An 18,786-nucleotide genomic window follows, 5' to 3' on the forward strand; every position below is an offset into this window, starting at 1 on the left:
ATGTGCAGCCTGAAGACGAAAATAATCGTAGGCAGGCCATCGTCCAAGGGTCAAGAGATGCCCAAGAGGTAGTAGGGATTTCCCTACTTTCACCGGGCTGAGTCCGCGTCAGTCCGGCCAGCTCATACCTCACGACCACCTCGGTCTGTCGCCGACCCTACAGCCTCGTCGTGTCGATGCTGCCGGAGCAAGGGCTGGGTAGCACCCGGCGAGTCGGCATCGTGCGCCAACAGCCTTCCTTCAATTCCACGGCCGGCTCACCGAAAAGCCGGTCAACACCGTACTTCTCGAGCATGTTCTATGGTGATGCTGATGATGGATTCACAGATGAATCTAGAGGTTCCCGACCACCGCAGCGCAGGCCGCTATCTCTTGTGGATGATTTCCCGTCAGCGGCGAGAAATCGCCGTCGACACGATCTTGGTGACCGGCCACATGGTCGGCCTTGCGTTAGTGCCGTACCTTTTGTCGCGCACTATCGACGACGGGCTGGGGTCAGGGAATTCCGCCACTTCCGCTGCGCTGGTCGGCTGGATCGCGGCTCTGCTGGGCGTCGGGCTGCTGAACGCGTGGCTCGCCATCATGCGTCATCGCGCGATGATCAGGATCCGCATGGGCGCCATCTTCCGCACGGTTGAGGTCGTGGTTGCGCATGCGATGAGGCTGGGGGCGGCACTACCGCGAAAGGTCACAGTCGGAGAGGCCGTCACCATCGGGTCCGGTGACGCCGGGACGATCGCCACCATGCTGGCCGTCGTAGGTCCCGGAATCGGCGCCGTCATCGCCTACGTCGTCGTCGCGGCGCTGATGCTGACCGTCTCGCCGCTGCTTGCTGCCGTGGTCCTCCTTTGCGTACCGCTGCTCGCAGCGCTGATCGGCCCGTTGCTGCGGCGGCTCCACGCTGTGGAGGCGGCGTACCGGGAGCAGCAGGGCGCGCTTGCCGCGCGGATCGGCGATCTTGTCGGAGGGCTGCGCATCCTCAACGGTCTCGGCGGTAAAGCGGTGTTCGCGCAGCGGTACCGAAGCGGGTCGCGGGCGCTGCGAGAGGAGGGGTACCGGGTTGGAGCGGTGACCAGCTGGATCGGGGCGCTCGGCGTTGGGCTTCCCACGCTGTTCCTCGCCGTCGTGATGTGGCTCGCGGCCCGCCTGGCGGCCCAAGGGGACATCACTGTCGGAGAGTTGGTGGCCATCTACGGCTACGCCGCGGTGCTGGTAGTGCCCGTGTCGCTCCTGATCGATGTCGGCTCCGACTTCTCTCGCGGCCTGGTCGCGGTCCGCCGGGTCGTCAGTTTCCTCGGTGTGGATCCCGATACCTCGAACCAGGAGACGACCTCCGACGCGCCTGCGGCATCATCCGTGCTCCATGACCCGGACTCGGGTGTGAAGTTGCTGCCCGGCGAGCTGACCGCGCTGATCAGCGCCCGTCCAGCGGAGTCTGCGGCTGTGGTCGAGCGCCTGAGCCGGTTCGCCGGATCCGCCGCGACCTGGGGTGGGATGCGCCTCGACGAGATCGCCCTGGAACAGGTCCGCGAGCGGATTCTGATCGCGGACAACGAGGCCGACCTGTTCGCCGGGGCGCTGCGCGATGTCGTCGCCGGCCACCGGGACCGGAGCGATGAGGCCGTCGCCCGCGCCGTCGATGCGGCCATGGCGCGTGACATCGTCGACGCTCTGCCGCGCGGCCTCGACTCGCCGATCGACGCGCAGGGCCGCAACCTCTCCGGCGGCCAGCGGCAGCGCATCCGACTGGCACGGGCGCTGCTGGCCGACCCCGAGGTGCTGCTGGCGGTCGAGCCCACCTCAGCGGTCGACGCGCACACCGAGGCGGCGATCGCGGATCGGCTGCGCGCCGCCCGCGCGGGCCGCACCACCGTCGTCACCACCTCCTCCCCGCTGCTGCTGGACCGGGCGGACACCGTGCACTTCCTGGTGGATGGCCGGGTCGCCGCCACCGGCAGCCACCACGAACTCCTCGCCGAGCAGCCCGGATACCGCCGGCTCGTTTCGCGCGGCGCGGACGACGAGAACGATCGCGCGCCGACCCGCCTTCCTCAGGAGACCATCCGAACTCAGGAGACCATCCGATGACCGCCCGCTCTGGAGCGACGGCCGGGCAGCTCCCCGTCGCCGCGCCGCCCCAGGTGCGCCGGGCGGCACTGCGTCTCATCCAGCAGGATGTGTACACCTTTGCCGCCATGATCGTCCTCAACGCACTGGCCGCCGGCGCCGGGCTCGCCGGCCCATGGCTGCTCGGCCGCATCATCGACGAGGTCAAGGCCGGGACCGGGGTGGCCGGCGTGGAGCGGCTGGCCCTCGCCATGCCCGTCTTCGCGCTGGCACAGATCGCCCTGGCCCGCTATGCCCGGTACATCGGACACCGATTCGGCGAGCGGACCTCGGCGCGCATCCGCGAGCAGTTCGTCGAGCGGGCGCTCGCGCTTCCCGCCTCAGTGGTGGAGCGCGCCGGCGTGGGCGACCTGACGACGCGCGGCACGGCCGATGTCGCCGCGGTCGGCCACACGCTGCGCGACAGCGGGCCGGAGATGTTCATCGCCGCGACGCAAGCGCTGCTCATTCTGCTCGCGGTCTTCACCATCCATCCGCTGCTCGGCATGATCGGGGTGGCAGGGCTTTCCGGGATCTGGTTCGCCGTCCGGTGGTACCTGCGCCGGGCACCGGGCGCATACCTCGCCGAGGGCGCGGCTACCTCGGCGCTGGCAGAACAGCTTTCAGCCACTGTCGCGGGAGCGCGCACGATCGAGGCACTCTCGCTGCAGCGGCAGCGCATCGCAGCGTTCCGGAAGGCGGTCGCGGAGAGCCGGCGCACCCGGGAGCGGACGCTGTTCCTTCGCAGCGTGCTCTTTCCCTCCGTGGATGTCTCCTACATCCTCCCGGTGGCCGGAGTGCTGCTGCTCGGCGGGGCGCTGCACGAACGCGGCATGGTGAGCCTGGGCTCGGTGGTGGCCGTGACCTTGTATCTGCGGCAGCTGTCCCAGCCGCTCGACGTGATCCTGCAGCGGGTCGAGCTGTTGCAGAGCAGCGGTGCCTCGTTCGCCCGAATCGAAGGGGTGGGCGCATTCCCGCAGGAGGCGCCAACCACCTCCCCCACCCCCGCCGACGACCGAATCGAGGTGGTCGACGCACGGTTCGCGTACGACGGCCACGGTGACGTACTGCACGGAGTCGACCTGGCGGTGCGGCCCGGTGAGCGGCTGGCGATCGTCGGCCGTTCCGGTGCCGGAAAGTCCACGCTGGGCCGACTGCTGGCGGGCATCGACGCACCGCGCACCGGTGTCGTGACGGTGGGCGGGGTCCCGATCGCCGATCTGGACCCCGTCCGGCTACGGCGCCAGGTCGTGCTCGTCACCCAGGAACACCACGTGTTCCTGGGTACGGTCCGGGACAACCTGCGGATTGCCGCGGAGCTCGCCGACGACGCCGAGCTGCGCGCGGCCCTTACCGCCGTCGGCGCTGACTGGGTCGACGGCCTGCCGCACGGCCTCGACACCGAGCTGGGCGCCGGTGGGCACCGCACCGACACCGCCCAAGCCCAGCAACTGGCTTTGGCGCGCGTGGTTTTGGCCGATCCGCATACCGTGATCCTCGACGAGGCCACGGCGCTGCTGGACCCGCGCACCGCTCGCCATACCGAGCGGGCGCTCGCCGCCGTCCTCGACGGGCGCACCGTCATCGCTATCGCGCACCGCCTGCACACCGCCCATGACGCGGACCGAGTGGTCTTCATGGAGGGCGGGCGGGTGGCCGAACTCGGCACTCATGCCGAGCGGGTGGCGGCCGGCGGCGCCTACGCGGAGCTGTGGCGATCCTGGCACCTGACATCGCGACCGAAAAGGTGAGTACGATGAAACACGTGAGCATGGCAGAATCTGCTGACTATCTTGCGGCCACCTATGCACTCGGTTCCGGTCCGTGGACGCTGCGGCCTGTCACACGCGGTGCCACGGGACGGATATGGCAATTATCCGGTGCCGAGTCCCGCTGGGCAGCGAAGGAAGTGCTTTCCGACTTCGATGAGCGACATGTTCGATGCGAGGCGACCCTTCGAGATGCGGCCGCGAGATTGGGAGTAGCCTCGCCCAGGCTCATGACCAATCGCAACAACGAATACGCTTCTCAGCTGCCCCCTGAGTTCGGTGACTGCCACGTGAAGCTCTACGACTGGGTAGAGGGATCCCCGGCTGACGCGTCCGATCAGGATGTCCTGGCCTGGGTAGGTCGCGCCCTGGCGCTGTTGCACCAGGCTGGAGTGGACGCGACGGAGACTCCGGACTCCTGGTACGAACAGTGTCCGACCGACAGCGACTGGGCAGGACTGCTGCAGGAGGCTCGCCGCACCGATGCCTCCTGGTCCGGTGAACTTGAGCGGTTTGTCGAGACATCGGCCTCGGTGCTTTCTCCGCATGTCACACCCGCCGCTCCCGGTGATTTGCTGACCTCGCACCGTGATGTGCAGCCACAGAATGTTTCGACAGGTGCGAGGGGACCGGTGTTGCTCGACTGGGACGACACCGGACCAACGACCGCGGAACGCGAATTGGCGGGCGTCCTCTACGTATGGGCAGGAAGAGACCAGCTGCGCATTGATTCCGCTCAGCGTCTGTTGGGTTCCTACCGGGACTCGGGCGGCCCTGGCAGGGTGCGCGGGTTGGATTCCTTCTCGTCATTTTTTGCAGGAAGCCTGAATTTTTTGTATGTGCAGGGACGCGACGCCCTGGACCCCAACCTTACCCACGAGCAGCGGCAGTTCGCGGACGCTCAGGTGCGTAACGCCCTGCGCAACATGCCGTGCGGTGACAGGGTCTCGAGGCTTGTCGAAGCCGCCGAAGGCACACCCTGACACTGCCGACGAGCGGCGCCCCGCCGATTCCGGCGGGGCGCGTTCGTTGAACGATTCAGGGAATGAGGGGGATGGTGAGGGCGGCCTGGCCGGTGGTGGCGGTCACCGGGTCGCCGTATCCGTCCGGGCCGGCGAGGCGGACGCGCCAGGGGCCGGGGGCGTTGTCGGCGCGGACGGTGATCGCATCACCTTCACGGGTCGTACGGAAGACCGTGCCGGCCGTACCGTCCCGGTGGTCGGGGACCCGGGTGACGACAGGTTCGCTGCCGACGGGTGTGTGGATGTGGAGGGTGACGCCGTCGGCCCAGTCGTAGGTGGCGGCGTCATCGTGGTCGCCGAGGGGGATGACGGAGCCGGGGCGGGCGAAGAGGGGGAGGCTGTCGTAGCCGTAGTGTTCGCGGCGCCATCCGGGGCCGTGGGCCTGGTGGCCGGTCAGCAGGTGGGTCCAGGTGCCGGCGGGCAGGTAGTACTCGACGGTGCCGTCCTCGGAGAAGACGGGGGCGACGAGGAGGTTGTCGCCGAGCATGTACTGGCGGTCGAGGGTATGGCAGGCGGGGTCGTCGGGGAAGTCCAGCAGCATGGCGCGCATGACCGGGGTGCCGTGCTCGGCGGCCTGCTGGGCGGCCCGGTAGAGGTAGGGCATCAGACGGTGCTTGAGGCGGGTGAAGTCGCGGGTGACGGCCACCGCTTCATCGCCGTAGTCCCAGGGGACGCGGTAGGTTTCGCTGCCGTGCAGGCGGCTGTGGGAGGACAGCAGCCCGAACTGTACCCAGCGTTTGAAGACCGCGGGGGTGGGGGTGCCGTGGAAGCCGCCGATGTCGTGGCTCCAGAATCCGAAGCCGGACAGGCCCAGGGACAGCCCGCCGCGGAGGGATTCGGCCATGGCGGAGAAGGTGGATTCGCAGTCGCCGCCCCAGTGGACGGGGTATTGCTGCCCGCCGGCGGTGGCCGAGCGGGCGAACAGCACCGCTTCCCCGGCCCCGCGTGCCTGGGTGAGGACCTCGAAGACCGTCTGGTTGTACAGCTGGGTGTAGTAGTTGTGCATCCGCTCGGGGTCGGAGCCGTCGTGCCAGGCCACGTCGGTGGGAATCCGCTCGCCGAAGTCGGTCTTGAAGCAGTCCGCACCCTGTGCGACCAGGGCCCTCAGCTTGCCGGCGAACCACTCCTTGGCGTCGGGGTTGGTGAAGTCCACCAGTCCCATCCCCGGCTGCCACATGTCCCACTGCCACACGTCGCCGCCTGCCCTGCGGACCAGGAAGCCCTGGCGCATGGCCTCGGCGAACAGCGGGGACTTCTGGGCTATGTAGGGGTTGATCCACACCGAGATCTTCAGGCCCTGGTCCTTCAGCCGCCTCAGCATGCCCTCCGGATCGGGAAAGACGTCCGGGTCCCAGGTGAAGTCGCACCACTGATACGCCTTCATCCAGAAGCAGTCGAAGTGGAACACCCCCAGTGGGATGTCGCGATCGGCCATGTCGCGTACGAAGCCGGTGACGGTGGCTTCGTCGTACTCGGTGAGGAACGAGGTGGACAGCCACAGCCCGAACGACCATGCCGGCGGCAGCGCCGGACGCCCGGTAAGCGCGGTGTAGCGCCGCAGGATCTCCTTCGGTGTCGGGCCGTGGATGACCAGGTACTCCAGCGTCTGGTCCTCCACGCTGAACCGCACCTGTCCCACGGCCTGGGACCCCACCTCGTAGGACACCTTCCCCGGATGGTTGACGAACACCCCGTAACCCCGGTTGGTCAGGTAGAACGGCACGTTCTTGTACGCCTGCTCACTGGCCGTCCCGCCGTCCGCCTGCCACACCTCCACTGCCTGCCCGTTCTTCGTGAACGGCGTGAACCGCTCCCCCAGCCCGTACACCAGCTCCCCCACCCCCAGAGACAGCTGGGCCACCGAGAAGTGACGCTCCCCGTCGACGACGGTGAAGCCGGTGCCCTGAGACTCCGCCGCGGTCAGGGTCCGGCCCTGCTCGGTGAACTCCAGCCGCCACGGCCCCGCCGTATCCACCCGCAGCCCCAACGACCCGCTCGACAGCTCCACCACCGCACCGTCACGGCCGGTCTTCCCCACGTGGCCGGGCTGCCCCGCAAGCGGAAACGCCGGCCCGCGCTCGGCGCGCCCCGCATGATGCGTCATCCGCACCCCGATCACTCCCTCGGCGGGCGAGAAGCACTCCACTGTGAGTAAGGAGGTGTCGATGGTGTGGTCCCGGTGGCCCACATGGCAGACGGCGGCGTACAATGTCAGCCTGTCGTCTTCGACCACGACGTCGGCGACCTCGGTCGCGTATACGCCGTCGGGACGCTCGCGAATCAGCCAGTGGCCATCCGAGTTCTTCACGGATTCTCCTTCTCATCGGAGCAGGGGAAGCAGGGAAGGGCGGCGAAGCCGTGCCCTGAGAAGCCGATAGATTTTCGGGACGACGATTTTCGGCCAGAACAAGGCACTGAAATCTGTAGGGATCACGCCTTTCCCCGGCGCGCGGCTGTGACCATATCGCTTGTCCGGGCCGCTGAGAAGCGGTGCTCCGGAACGCCGACGAGCTCGTGCGACCGCGCCGCCGGGTCCGGGAGAACGGCAACGACCAGCGGTAATCCGGCAAGGCCCGCCGCTTCGCCGGGAACATCCAGTTCCGCCCCGAACTCTCCTGCCCGGACATTCGCATCCACGACCGACTCGCTGTTGTGGTGCCGTGGACCGGTCAGGATGGCGGTCCTGGGCGAGCTCGACAGTATGAGACCCTTAATGAGTGCCGAGAGTCATCGCAGGTAGCCGGGGAAGCCGGCGCATCTCCGCCCCGAAGGGATCCGAGACCCGCCCCACGGGGGATCGGGTGCGTGCAGCGGTTTTCGCCACGCTCCACTCCTTGACCGAGTTGGAGGGAGCCTTCGTCATGGACCTGTATGCAGGGTCGGGTGCCGTCGGCCTCGAAGCGCTTTCCCGGGGTGCCGAGCAAGCCATTTTCGTAGAGAAATCCCAAAATGCACTCACGACACTGCGGACCAATATATCAGAATTGGATTTCGCGAAGAGCTGCAAAGTAGTTCCGGGCAATGTGGAGACCTGGCTCTCGACGGCGGCAAGTGCAAATGACTTCATCTATCTGGACCCTCCCTACGCCAGGTCGGTTCACAGAGATCTGGCCCTGCTCGTCGAAAACGGCTGGCTTTCAAGAAATGCGATCGTCGCTGTTGAGCGCGCCAGCCGGGATGCTCCTGTCGAATGGCCAGAGGGCCTTCAGCCGATCAAAGTTCGACGATACGGGATTACGTCCATTTCTTACGCTCGATTCGGAGGCTAGGTGATGCTCAGGGAAATCGATACCGACTCTCACGTACGGGACCGCATGCACCTCCAAAGCCTCCCTGGCGTGGTGGACCGGCTTCTTCAGCACTGTCATGACATCGGCGCCCCGACACTGACGAACATTCGACGCGACAGCGACTCGGTGCTCTTCGACTTCGACGGAAGACTTGAACAGCTGCTGCCGCTGCGAATGTTCTCGACGCTTTCGGTCGTGCTGGACGAATCGGAACACGCCCGGATCGACGGCTTCGCCGACGCTTTGGCGGAGCTCGAACAGTCGACGAAAGGCGGAGCCATCAGCGTGCTGTCGGGGCCCCCCGCCTACCGAGTGGATCGCATCGAAGGCCGTGGGCTGTTCATAGAGAGCGTCAGCAGAAAATTCGACTGGAAGAACGACCCGAAGGCTTGGGACGTCAATATCGCCGAGCACGGCCGTTTCCTGCTGGCCGAGGTCGGGGCCATGCATCGCTCGCGTCGCTACGCGAAACTGCATCGCATCCCGGCGTCGGTCAACCCAGTAGTCGGCAGCCTGCTCGTCCAGCTTGCCAAGCCCGAGGCAGACGACACGGTGTACGACCCGTTCTGCGGTTCCGGGACGCTGCTGACCGAGGTGGCCGCTATCGGCAGGGGCGCCCGGCTCCTGGGCACTGACGTCTCACTCAAGGCACTGGAAGTAGCCCGCCTGAACCTGAAAACGGTGGACACACCGCACCTGCTGGCCCAGGCCCGGGCGGAAGCGCTGCCGCTGCCGGCGCGCTCCACCGACCGGATCATCTCGAACATGCCGTTCGGCAAACGAGTCGGCTCCCACCAGGTGAACAGCCACCTGTACCCCCAGTTTCTTGCCGAACTGGCCCGAGTACTACGCCCCAAGGGCCGTGCCGTTCTCCTGACCGAGGACAAGAGGCTGTTCCAGCAGGCAGTACAGGAGACGAGCGGCGTCCGGGTGATCAAAGAGGTCCAGGTAACCAGTGGTGGGCTGCATCCAACCGCTTACATCATCGAACATACCCAGAAGTCCCGCCGTATGGACCGGCGTCGGAAGCGCCTAGACCGAGGCTCGAACTCCTAGGCCAGTTCCTCCCGGTGCGGTCGGACCGGGTCTGCGGGGACGTGCTCCCGCGTACCGACGATCAAGGTGCCGAGATTCATCGGACCGACGACGTGGTTCACCACCCGAGTACACATGTCTCGTGCGCCAGGCGGTTCGGCATGCCCCCATCCTCCCTCAACTCAGGGCGAGCGCGAGTTATCCACAGGCCTGCCGGATATGAGCCAGAAACGGAACACTTGATGCTGGCAGGAGGGGGACGAAGATGCCGGGATCACCGACCGCGCTGCGGGACAGTCATCGGGGAGAGGTCGAGCGGCTGCTCGCGCGCGCCGTGGAGGAGGAGGTGCGGCGCTCCGGCGGGCGGACGAACGGCGGGGTGCTGCTGGGCCGCGCGCGGGCCGCGCTGGAGAGCATGGCGGCGACGGCCGCCGAGGAGTACGGCGCGTATCTGCGCGCGCTGGAGGAGTCGGAGGCGGAGAGCCGGCCGCTGTCGTCCCGGCTGACGCGCCGGCAGCTGGGCCCGCCGATGCTGGCCACCGCGGTCGCGGCCGCCGGGGCCTTCGGCGCGGACCTCTCCTGGGGCACCTCGGTGACCACGGCGCTGGGCGCGGGCGTGACCGCGGCGGTGGCCGGTTCGGCGGCCGCGGTCGTGGGGCTCACGGCCGGACACTGGCCCGCCGCCCACCGCCGGGCCGCGCTGCGCAACCAGCCGGGCGGGGCGGAGCAGCTGAGGCTCCAGTGGCTCACGGCCGTGGAGGTGCGCGGCATCCGGCCCTTCATCGACCGGCATCGGATGACCACGGCCGCCACCCGCGGAAGCGGCGGCGCCGAGCGGATCTCCCGCTCCGCCGCGGGCGCCGGGTCCGGCTCGGGCAGCGGCTCAGGCGCGGGCTCGGGCTCGGGCAGGGGCGACGGGGCCCGCGCGGGCTCCGGGGGCCGCGCCGGCCAGGCGCCCCGGCTGCGCGGCGGGGACCGCAGCCAGGCGGCCCGCAGGCGCAGCGTGCTGGAGCAGTCCTTCGGCCATCTGCCCGAGGAGGACGGCCCGTTCGCCGGGCGCCGGGCACAGCTCACCCAGATCGCCCAGTGGGTCCAGCAGGCGCGGGCGAGCACGGAGACCAGACCGACGGTGGTGCTGCTGGAGGGCCTGCCCGGGTCGGGCCGGACGATGCTGGCGGTGCGGGCGGCGCACCATCTGCGCGACCAGTTCCGCGGCGCCTGCCTGGTGGATCTGCGCGGCGACAGCCCCGGCCAGGCCCCGCTGGCCACCCGGGACGCGCTGCTGCACCTGCTCAACCGGCTCGGCGCGCCCCGCGACCAGCTGCTCTTCCGGGAGCGGTCGGCCCAGGGGCAGCATGTCAAGCGGCTCACCGAGCTCTACCACCAGCATCTGACCGGACTGCCGGTGACGATCGTGCTGGACGACGCCAGCGACGCCGAGCAGGTGCGCACGCTGGTCCCGGAGCGGTCCGACAGCCTGGTTCTGGTCACCTCGCGCGCCCCGCTCGCGCTGCCGCCCGACCTGGCCGCGTGGGTCCACCGGCTGGAGGTCGGCCCGCTGGACGAGCCGGGCGCCGAGGAGCTGCTGCGCGCCTCCGCCGAGGAGCCGACGGGCGCGGGCCCCTACGACGGGCAGTCCGTGGAGCGGATCGCCGAGCTGTGCGGCCGGCTGCCGCTGGCGCTGCGCATCGCGGGCTCCTCGCTCTCCACCCGCACCCCCGGCCTTCTGGTCTCCGCCCTGGAGGCCTACGGCCCGGTGGGCCCTGTCGAGCGGGCCCTGTGGCTGCGCTACACCGACCAGACCGAGGGCGCCCGGCGGCTGCTGCGCCGTCTCGCGCTGGCCGGGCGGGCCAGCCTGGGCGCCGCCGCGGCGGCCGCGCTGCTGGAGACGGACGACCAGGAGGCGGTCCGCCACCTGGACGCGCTGGCCCGCGCCGGGCTGATCCAGCACGTCCGCGGCAGCCGCTACCGCCTGCACGACCTGGTGCGCGCCTTCGCCCACGGCCGGCTGATGGACGAGGAGGAGCCGACCCGGCGCACCGCTGCCCAGGAGCGGCTGATCCGCAGCTATGCCGAGCTGGCGGACTCGGTGATCCGGATGGTCGACGGCAAGACCTCCACCCGCGCCGACATGTTCACCAGGGGCGCGGCGGGCGGCCACGGCTTCACCTCTCTGGACGCGGCGCTGCGCTGGCTGGACGACGAGTCGAGCTTCATCACGGCGGCCCTGCGCCACGCCGAGGGCGTGGACCAGTCCGCGGTGCTGCATCTGCTGGGCGCGCTGTGCGACTACTGCCTGCTGCGCGGCGACCTGTACCGGCTCGGCGAGATCAGCGAGCTGACCCAGGCCGTCGACCAGGGGCTGCTGATGCGCTCGGTGCAGTGGCGCACCGGCATCGCGGCCCGGCAGCTCGGCGAGCTCGACCAGGCCCGTACCACCCTGTCCTCGGTGGTCGACCTGTACTTCGAGGCGCAGCACGAGGCGGGCGCGGCCCGCGCGCTGTGCAGCCTGGGCATCACCCTGCACCACCAGGGCAATCTCACCGAGGCCGCGGCGAAGCTGACCGAGGCCATGGAGTTGCAGGCGGCCGACGAGCTGCGCGCGGACCGGGCGTGGACGATGCACGCGCTGGCCGCGGTGGAGCGCGACCGGGGCCGGCTCGCCGAGGCGCTGGCGCTGCTGGATACGGCCCTGGAGCTGCACCGGGAGAGCGAGAGCGTGCACGGCCAGGCGTGGGCCCACTTCCAGCTCGGCCAGGCCTGCCTGCGCATGGGCGAGGTGCCGCGCGCGGAGCGGGAACTGCGCGAGGCGCTGGAGGCCTACGGCCGCACCCACGACCAGCGCGGCGAGGCGTGGGCGCTGACCCAGCTGGCCCGCGCCCGGCTGGTGGCCGGGGAAGCGTCGGCCGCCGTCGACCAGCTGCGCCAGGCCCTGTCCCGCCACCGGGAGAACGAGGACGCGCGCGGCGAGGCATGGACGCTGTACTACCTGGGCCAGGCGCTGGAGGAGCGCGGCAACCACGACTCGGCGGTGCGCGACCTGGAGCGGGCCCGCACGATGTTCAGCCGGATGCGCGATGTGTACGGGCTGGCGTGCGCCCGGCACCACTCGGCGCGGGTCACCCGGGATCTGCGGGCGGCGCAGACGGGCTCCCTGCGCAACAGCGGGTTCCCGCGGCAGCTGCTACAGGACGCGCGGCAGGACTTCCGCCGGGTCGGGGTGGCCCATGGCGAGGCGTGGTCGTGCGTGGAGCTCGCGGTGATCGACGCGGGAAACGGGCGGGCGGAGCAGGCGCTGGACCTGGTGGAGGAGGCGGCGCGGCTGTTCGCGGGGTACGGCGACCGGCGCGGCGAGGGCTGGGCCCGGTTCCTGCGCTGCACGCTGCTGCCGTTCGCCTCGGCGGGCGGCTCGGTCGTCGGCACGGCGGTGGCCCAGGAGGAGCTTGCGGAGCTGCTCGGTGAGCTGCGATCGGCCGACTGGGCGGGGGACGCGCGGCTGGAGGGATGCGCGGAGGCGTTCACGCTGGTGCTCGAGCGCGGCGTCGAGCCGGAGACGGGGTGGCAGGCATGGCAGCTCGGCATGGTGCCGAGCCGCCACGCCCGGGAGGTCATGGCGGTCCTGCCGACCGCGGCCGGTGAACACGACGCCAAGGACGACAAGGGCGCCGGGGCCCCCAGTGGCGCCAGAGCCGACGAGGCCGCCCAGGACGACCGGGCCGACCACGGCGGCCGGACCGGCCAGGACGACCGGGGTGATCTATGACACAACTGCGGCCTGACACGCCCCGACAGTCCGCGGCCGGGCCCGGGAAGTCCCGGCCCGGAACGTCAGACGGTCGTCAGGCGGTCAGGCGGTCTGGCAGTCAGGGGGCAGACCGTCAGGCGGCGAGGTGGTCAGGCAGTGCGCTCGCCCTTGGTGTTCCGGGCAGCCTTCGGGGATGCGGCGGCCGGGGTCTGCCCGGCCTCCGGCTCCTCCTCGAAGTCCACCTTCTTCATGTGCTTGTTCATGGACTTCATCAGCAGCCACACCGCCCCGCCGATCAGCGCGAAGACGATGAAGCCGAGGACACCCGGCGTCACCTTGTTCTCGTCGAGCTCCTTGGCGAGCGGCACGAGATGCGTCATGGCGAGGGTGCTGGTCGCGCTCATCATGAGCTCAATTGTTGCGGATGCCCGCGAAGAGGTCGTCCTCGGGGAGGGAAGTGTCCACGAGCGACTTGGCGAGCTCGTACTCCTCCGTCGGCCAGACCTCCTTCTGGATGTCCATCGGCACCCGGAACCAGCCGCCGTCGGGGTCGATCTGGGTGCGGTGCGCGATCAGCGCCTTGTCGCGGATCTCGAAGAAGTCGGCGCAGGGAACGTAGGTGGTCAGGGTGCGCTCGGCCCGCTCGAACTCCTTCCAGCGCTCCAGCCACTCCCCGTACGGCGACTCCAGGCCGCGCGCGAGCAGCGCCTCGTGCAGCGCGACGGTGCGCGGCCGGTTGAAGCCCTGGTTGTAGTAGAGCTTCAGCGGCTGCCACACCTCGCCCGCCTCGGGGTACTTCTCCGGGTCCCCCGCGGCATCGAAGGCCACCATCGAGATCTTGTGCGTCATGATGTGGTCGGGGTGCGGATAGCCGCCGTTCTCGTCATACGTGGTGATGACATGCGGCTTGAACTCGCGGATCAGCTTGACCAGCGTCCCCGCCGCCTCGTCCACGTCCTGAAGCGCGAAGCAGCCCTCGGGCAGCGGCGGCAGCGGGTCACCCTCGGGCAGGCCGGAGTCCACATAGCCCAGCCACTCCTGCTTGACCCCGAGGATCTCGCGCGCCTCGTCCATCTCCTTGGCGCGCACCTCGTGAATGTGCTCCTCGATGTAGGGGTCCCCCTGGAGCTTGGGGTTGAGGATGGACCCGCGCTCACCGCCTGTGCAGGTCGCGACCAGCACGTCCACCCCCTCGGACACGTACTTGGCCATGGTGGCCGCGCCCTTGCTCGACTCGTCGTCGGGGTGGGCATGGACGGCCATCAAACGCAGCTGATCAGTCAAGTCTCGATCCTCGGTGATTCGTCGTGGAAGACGGCTTCTATAGTGACCCAAACCGGGGGCGAATAATTCCGGGTCCGCCAACCAGGAGGAACGATCATGGCCACGGTGCGCGAGGGGCTGCCTGACGGGCGTTACGGCCGGTCGGCGGACCAGCGTGCCGACCGCAAGCTGAAGATCCTGGGTGCCGTGCTCGGCGCCGGGTTCCTTGCCATGATCGCCTGGTTTGGTTACTCGTACATCACCGGCCAGCAGGACATCAGCGGCCGGATGACCGGTTTCAAGGTGGTCTCCGACGGCGCCGTCGAGGTGCGGCTGGAGATCACCAAGGACACCGGCACCACCGGGGTGTGCACCGTGCGTACCCTGGATGAGCAGCACGGCGAGGTGGGGCGCAAGGACTTCACCTTCGGCAAGGGCCAGGGCGATGCGGTCAAGGTCGTGACGGTGCGCACCACGGCTCGGGCGACCAGCGCCGAGCTGGTCGGCTGCGACCCTGTGTCGGGTCACTGAGCCCTGTCTGACCTGCGCTGACGCGTTTCGTACGCATTGCGCCCACAATCCTCCTCCCCGTTTCGAGCCGGAATTGTTAGGCTCGTGGTTTCGCCCGGCTTTGAAGGCGCACCCTTCTGAGTAGGGCGTTCATTTGTATTCCCAGCACCGACAAGGAGCACCTGTGACCCAGACCAGCGAGAACGTCACCTGGCTGACCCAGGAGGCGTACGACCAGCTCAAGGCCGAGCTGGAGTACCTGTCGGGTCCCGCACGTGTCGAGATCGCGAAGAAGATCGAGGCTGCCCGCGAGGAAGGTGACCTGCGGGAGAACGGCGGGTACCACGCCGCCAAGGAGGAGCAGGGCAAGCAAGAGCTCCGCGTGCGCCAGCTGACGCAGTTGCTACAGCACGCGAAGGTCGGCGAGGCCCCGGCGGACACCGGTGTGGTCGCCCCGGGCATGGTCGTCACGATCGCCTTCGACGGCGACCCGGACGACACCCTGACCTTCCTGCTCGCCTCCCGCGAGTACGCGAGCTCGGACATCGAGACCTACTCGCCGCAGTCCCCGCTGGGCTCGGGTGTGAATGGCAAGAAGGTCGGCGAGGACGCCTCGTACGAGCTGCCGAACGGCCGCACCGCGTCGGTGAAGATCCTGGAGGCCAAGCCCTACCAGGGCTGAGCCCAGGTCCTGCCGGGGCCAATGATCGCCCCACTTTCGGCGACCGCCTCGCTCAGGCGGTCGCCGAGCGGTACTTACGGACCGCCAGCGTCCGGAAGGCCAGGATGATCAGGGCCGACCAGAGGACCGAGGCGAGCACCGGGTGCTGCATCGGCCAGGCGTCGGAGACCAGCCCCTCGGGGTTCCCGAACAGCTCGCGGCTCGCCTGCACCGTGGCGCTGAACGGGTTCCAGTCGGCGATATGCCCCAGGAAGGCGGGCATCTTGCTGGAGGGCACGAAGGCGTTCGAGATGAACGTCAGCGGGAACAGCCAGATCAGCCCGCCGGAGGTGGCCGCCTCCGGGGTCCGTACGGACAGCCCGATCAGCGCGCCGATCCACGAGAAGGCATACCCCAGCAGAAGCAGCAGCCCGAAGGCCGCGAGCGCCTTCAGCACCCCGTCGTGGATCCGCCACCCCACGATGACCGCGACGATCGCCAGCACCACCAGCGTCAGCGCCGTCTGCACGAGATCCGCGAGCGTACGGCCGGTGAGCACCGCGCCGCGCGCCATCGGCAGCGAGCGGAAGCGGTCGATCAGGCCCTTGTGCATATCGTCGGCGATCCCGGCACCCGCGCCCGCCGTCGCGAAGGTCACGGTCTGCGCGAAGATCCCCGCCATCAGGAATTCCCGGTACACATTCGCGTCGGCGCTGCTCTGCCCCGGGACCATGATCGCGCCGCCGAAGACATAGCTGAACAGCACCACGAACATGATGGGCTGGACCAGGCCGAACACCACCACCTCGGGAATCCGCACCATGCGGATCAGATTCCGACGGGCCACGACAAGCGAGTCGCGGACCGACTGGACGGGCCCGCTCCACGCCCGGGGGGCCACGGCGGCGCGGGTCCCGCGCGCCGGAGCCGTCCCAGCAGCCGTCCCAGCAGGCGCCCCAGCAGGCGCGTCAGTCGCCCCAGGAGTCGACTCGGGTGTTGTCTCATCTACCGTGGCCATCACTTGGCCTCCTCCTCGGCACCGTCGCCCTCGGCGCCGTGGCCGGTGAGCGAGATGAACACATCGTCGAGGGTCGGACGGCGCAGCCCGATGTCGTCGATCTCCACCTCGCGCGCATCCAGCTCCCGGATCACCTCGGCGAGCAGCTTGGCCCCGCCGACGACCGGGACGGTGACCTTGCGGGTGTGCCGCTGCACGGCGATCTCGCCCTTGCCGAAGCCCCGCAGCACCTCCTCCGCGACCTCGATATGGGCGGGCTCATGGACCACCACCTCCACCCGCTCCCCGCCCGTACGGGCCTTGAGCTGGTCGGAGGTGCCACGCGCGATGACCCGGCCACGGTCGATCACACAGATGTCATGCGCCAGATGGTCGGCCTCTTCCAGATACTGGGTCGTCAGCAGCAGCGTCGTACCGCCCGCCACCAGCTCCTGGATGACCTCCCACAGCGCCTGCCGGTTGCGCGGGTCGAGGCCGGTGGTCGGCTCGTCCATGAACATCACCGGCGGGCTGACGACCAGGGCGGCCGCCAGGTCCAGTCGGCGGCGCATCCCGCCGGAGTAGGTCTTGGCGACGCGGTCGGCCGCGTCCGCCAGATGGAACCGCTCCAGCAGCTCGCTCGCGCGCGCCTTCGCCTCCCGCGCGCCCATCTGGTAGAGCTGGCCCACCATGCGCAGGTTCTCACGGCCGGTCAGATACTCGTCCACAGCGGCGAACTGCCCGGAAAGCCCGATCGAGCGGCGCACCCGATCGGGGTGACGCAGCACGTCCACGCCCGCGACGCGCGCCTTTCCACCGTCCGGCTGAAGCAGGGTGGTCAGCACACGCACCGCGGTGGTCTTCCCGGCCCCGTTGGGCCCGAGCAGCCCGAGCACGGTCCCTTCCGGTACGTCGAGATCGACCCCGTCCAAGGCTCTGACGTCGCCGAAGGTCTTCACCAGACCCTCGGCGTAGATAGCACCTGGCATATGCGTCCCCCATCGGGCGTGCTCATAGAAGGATTTAACTTTCGCCCGAATTACCCCGCCTGTCCATGCCTGTGGAAAACCTGTGGAAAACCGCGAGGACAGGCGAGGAGGACAGCGAAGGAGGACAGAGAAGGAGGCCAGGGGAGGAGGCCAGGGGAGACAGGGGAGACAGGGGAGACACGAGAGGGGACCCCTACGGCAGCACCGTGTAGCCCGCCTCGCGCAGCGCCTCCCGCACCTCGGCGCAGTGCTCCGGACCCTCCGTCTCCAGGTGCAGCTCCACCTCGGCCTCGGTGAGCCCGAGCCGCGGATCGGTCCGTACGTGGCCCACGTCCAGCACATTCGCATCGACCGCCGACAGTGCCGCCAAAAGGGTGGCGAGCGCCCCCGGCCGGTCCGTGAGCCGCAGCCGCAGCGAGAGGTACCGCCCCGCCGCGGCCATGCCGTGCCGCAGGATGCGCTGCATCAGCAGCGGATCCACATTGCCGCCCGAGAGCACCGCCACCACCGGCCCCTCGAAGGACTCCGGCTCCGCGAGCAGCGCGGCCACCGGGCAGGCCCCGGCCGGCTCGACCACCAGCTTCGCCCGCTCCAGACACAGCAGCAGCGCGGCGGCCAGCGCGTCCTCGGACACCGTACGGACCTCGTCCACGAGCTCGTCGATGATCCGGAACGGAACGTCGCCCGGCCGCCCCACCTTGATCCCGTCGGCCATCGTCGTGGGCGACTCGATCGACACCGGGTGCCCGGCGGCCAGCGAGGGCGGATACGCCGCGGCGCCCGCCGCCTGCACCCCCACCACCCGCACGTCCGGCCGCAGCGCCTTCACCGCCACCGCCACCCCCGCCGCGAGCCCGCCCCCGCCGACGCCCACCACGACCGTGCGTACTTCCGGGCACTGTTCCAGGACCTCCAGGCCCAGCGTGCCCTGCCCCGCGATGATGTCCGGGTGGTCGAAGGGGTGGATGAAGACCGCGCCCGTGCGCCGCGCGTACTCCTGGGCGGCGTCCATCGTCTCGTCCACGATCTGGCCGTGCAGCCGTACGTCCGCGCCGTAGTCCCGGGTGGCCGCGATCTTCGGCAGCGGCGCACCCTGCGGCATGAAGACGGTCGAGCGCACGCCCAGCAGCGAGGCGGCCAGCGCGACGCCCTGCGCGTGGTTCCCGGCACTGGCCGCCACCACGCCCGCGGCCCGCTCCTCGGGGCTGAGCCCGGCGATCCGCACATACGCCCCGCGCAGCTTGAAGGAGCCCGTACGCTGCAGGTTCTCGCACTTCAGATGCACCGGCGAACCCACCAGGCCGGACAGATAGCGGCTGCCTTCGAGCGCGGTGATCCGGGAGACCCCCGACAGCATCTTCTGCGCCGCACGCACATCGTCGAGCGTGATCACGGACGC

14 protein-coding genes are annotated in these 18,786 nt (G+C 69.4%); 8 read left to right on the forward strand and 6 right to left on the reverse strand.

What is annotated here, in order from left to right; all coding sequences use genetic code 11:
• Positions 1–312: 312 nt before the first annotated feature.
• From ACWY4P_RS20325 to ACWY4P_RS20335, 3 genes are read left to right on the forward strand one after another with little or no spacing between them, the layout of a single operon-like run.
• Entirely contained in the window at positions 313–2,088 is a 1,776-nt protein-coding gene (locus tag ACWY4P_RS20325) for an ABC transporter ATP-binding protein (protein WP_456213000.1), read from the forward strand.
• Positions 2,085–3,857: an ABC transporter ATP-binding protein gene (locus ACWY4P_RS20330; protein ID WP_456211958.1), complete on the forward strand. Its 1,773-nt coding sequence runs from the start codon at positions 2,085–2,087 to the stop codon at positions 3,855–3,857. Before ACWY4P_RS20325 ends, ACWY4P_RS20330 begins: the two co-directional genes overlap by 4 nt.
• Before the next feature lie 5 nt (positions 3,858–3,862).
• Positions 3,863–4,858, forward strand: a complete 996-nt coding sequence (locus ACWY4P_RS20335) for a phosphotransferase (RefSeq protein ID WP_456211959.1) — start codon at positions 3,863–3,865, stop codon at positions 4,856–4,858.
• A gap of 55 nt (positions 4,859–4,913) precedes the next feature.
• Here the strand turns inward: ACWY4P_RS20335 and yicI are convergent, their stop codons facing one another.
• A complete protein-coding gene (gene yicI / locus ACWY4P_RS20340; protein WP_456211960.1) occupies positions 4,914–7,205 on the reverse strand; it encodes an alpha-xylosidase in 2,292 nt (763 codons plus the stop codon).
• A 409-nt stretch (positions 7,206–7,614) separates the two neighbouring features.
• Here yicI and rsmD point away from each other — a divergent pair, with 409 nt between their 5' ends.
• The 3 genes from rsmD to ACWY4P_RS20355 all read left to right on the forward strand — a co-directional run bounded on the left by rsmD (position 7,615) and on the right by ACWY4P_RS20355 (position 12,985).
• Positions 7,615–8,166, forward strand: coding sequence for a 16S rRNA (guanine(966)-N(2))-methyltransferase RsmD (rsmD, locus tag ACWY4P_RS20345; RefSeq protein WP_456211961.1), 552 nt, complete (start codon positions 7,615–7,617; stop codon positions 8,164–8,166).
• A gap of 69 nt (positions 8,167–8,235) precedes the next feature.
• Entirely contained in the window at positions 8,236–9,243 is a 1,008-nt protein-coding gene (locus ACWY4P_RS20350; RefSeq protein WP_456211962.1) for a methyltransferase domain-containing protein, read from the forward strand.
• Between the two features lie 244 nt (positions 9,244–9,487).
• Positions 9,488–12,985, forward strand: a complete 3,498-nt coding sequence (locus ACWY4P_RS20355) for a tetratricopeptide repeat protein (protein ID WP_456211963.1) — start codon at positions 9,488–9,490, stop codon at positions 12,983–12,985.
• A 131-nt stretch (positions 12,986–13,116) separates the two neighbouring features.
• On the opposite strand, the gene ACWY4P_RS20360 is transcribed toward ACWY4P_RS20355, so the two are convergent.
• Positions 13,117–13,374 carry a hypothetical protein gene (locus tag ACWY4P_RS20360; protein WP_456211964.1) on the reverse strand — a complete coding sequence of 86 codons (258 nt, stop codon included), beginning with the start codon at positions 13,372–13,374 and terminating at the stop codon, positions 13,117–13,119.
• Between the two features lie 4 nt (positions 13,375–13,378).
• Complete coding sequence (gene mca / locus ACWY4P_RS20365; protein WP_456211965.1) at positions 13,379–14,251, reverse strand: mycothiol conjugate amidase Mca; 873 nt, start codon at positions 14,249–14,251, stop codon at positions 13,379–13,381.
• A 96-nt stretch (positions 14,252–14,347) separates the two neighbouring features.
• Between mca and ACWY4P_RS20370 the strand changes: the two genes are divergently transcribed.
• Together ACWY4P_RS20370 and greA are read left to right on the forward strand one after the other, a co-directional pair.
• A complete protein-coding gene (locus tag ACWY4P_RS20370; protein WP_456211966.1) occupies positions 14,348–14,761 on the forward strand; it encodes a DUF4307 domain-containing protein in 414 nt (137 codons plus the stop codon).
• A 163-nt stretch (positions 14,762–14,924) separates the two neighbouring features.
• The gene (gene greA / locus ACWY4P_RS20375; protein ID WP_319687446.1) at positions 14,925–15,422 is read left to right on the forward strand and encodes a transcription elongation factor GreA; all 498 of its coding nucleotides are present in this window, start codon (positions 14,925–14,927) and stop codon (positions 15,420–15,422) included.
• Between the two features lie 52 nt (positions 15,423–15,474).
• Here greA and ACWY4P_RS20380 read toward each other — a convergent pair whose 3' ends face one another.
• From ACWY4P_RS20380 to ilvA, 3 genes are all read right to left on the reverse strand, one after another.
• A complete protein-coding gene (locus ACWY4P_RS20380) occupies positions 15,475–16,419 on the reverse strand; it encodes an ABC transporter permease (RefSeq protein WP_456211967.1) in 945 nt (314 codons plus the stop codon).
• Positions 16,419–17,387: an ATP-binding cassette domain-containing protein gene (locus ACWY4P_RS20385; RefSeq protein WP_456211968.1), complete on the reverse strand. Its 969-nt coding sequence runs from the start codon at positions 17,385–17,387 to the stop codon at positions 16,419–16,421. Before ACWY4P_RS20385 ends, ACWY4P_RS20380 begins: the two co-directional genes overlap by 1 nt.
• A gap of 193 nt (positions 17,388–17,580) precedes the next feature.
• Positions 17,581–18,744, reverse strand: a complete 1,164-nt coding sequence (gene ilvA, locus ACWY4P_RS20390) for a threonine ammonia-lyase (RefSeq protein ID WP_456213001.1) — start codon at positions 18,742–18,744, stop codon at positions 17,581–17,583.
• Between the last annotated feature and the right edge of the window lie 42 nt (positions 18,745–18,786).

It is taken from the genome of Streptomyces sp. LZ34, from assembly GCF_053890475.1.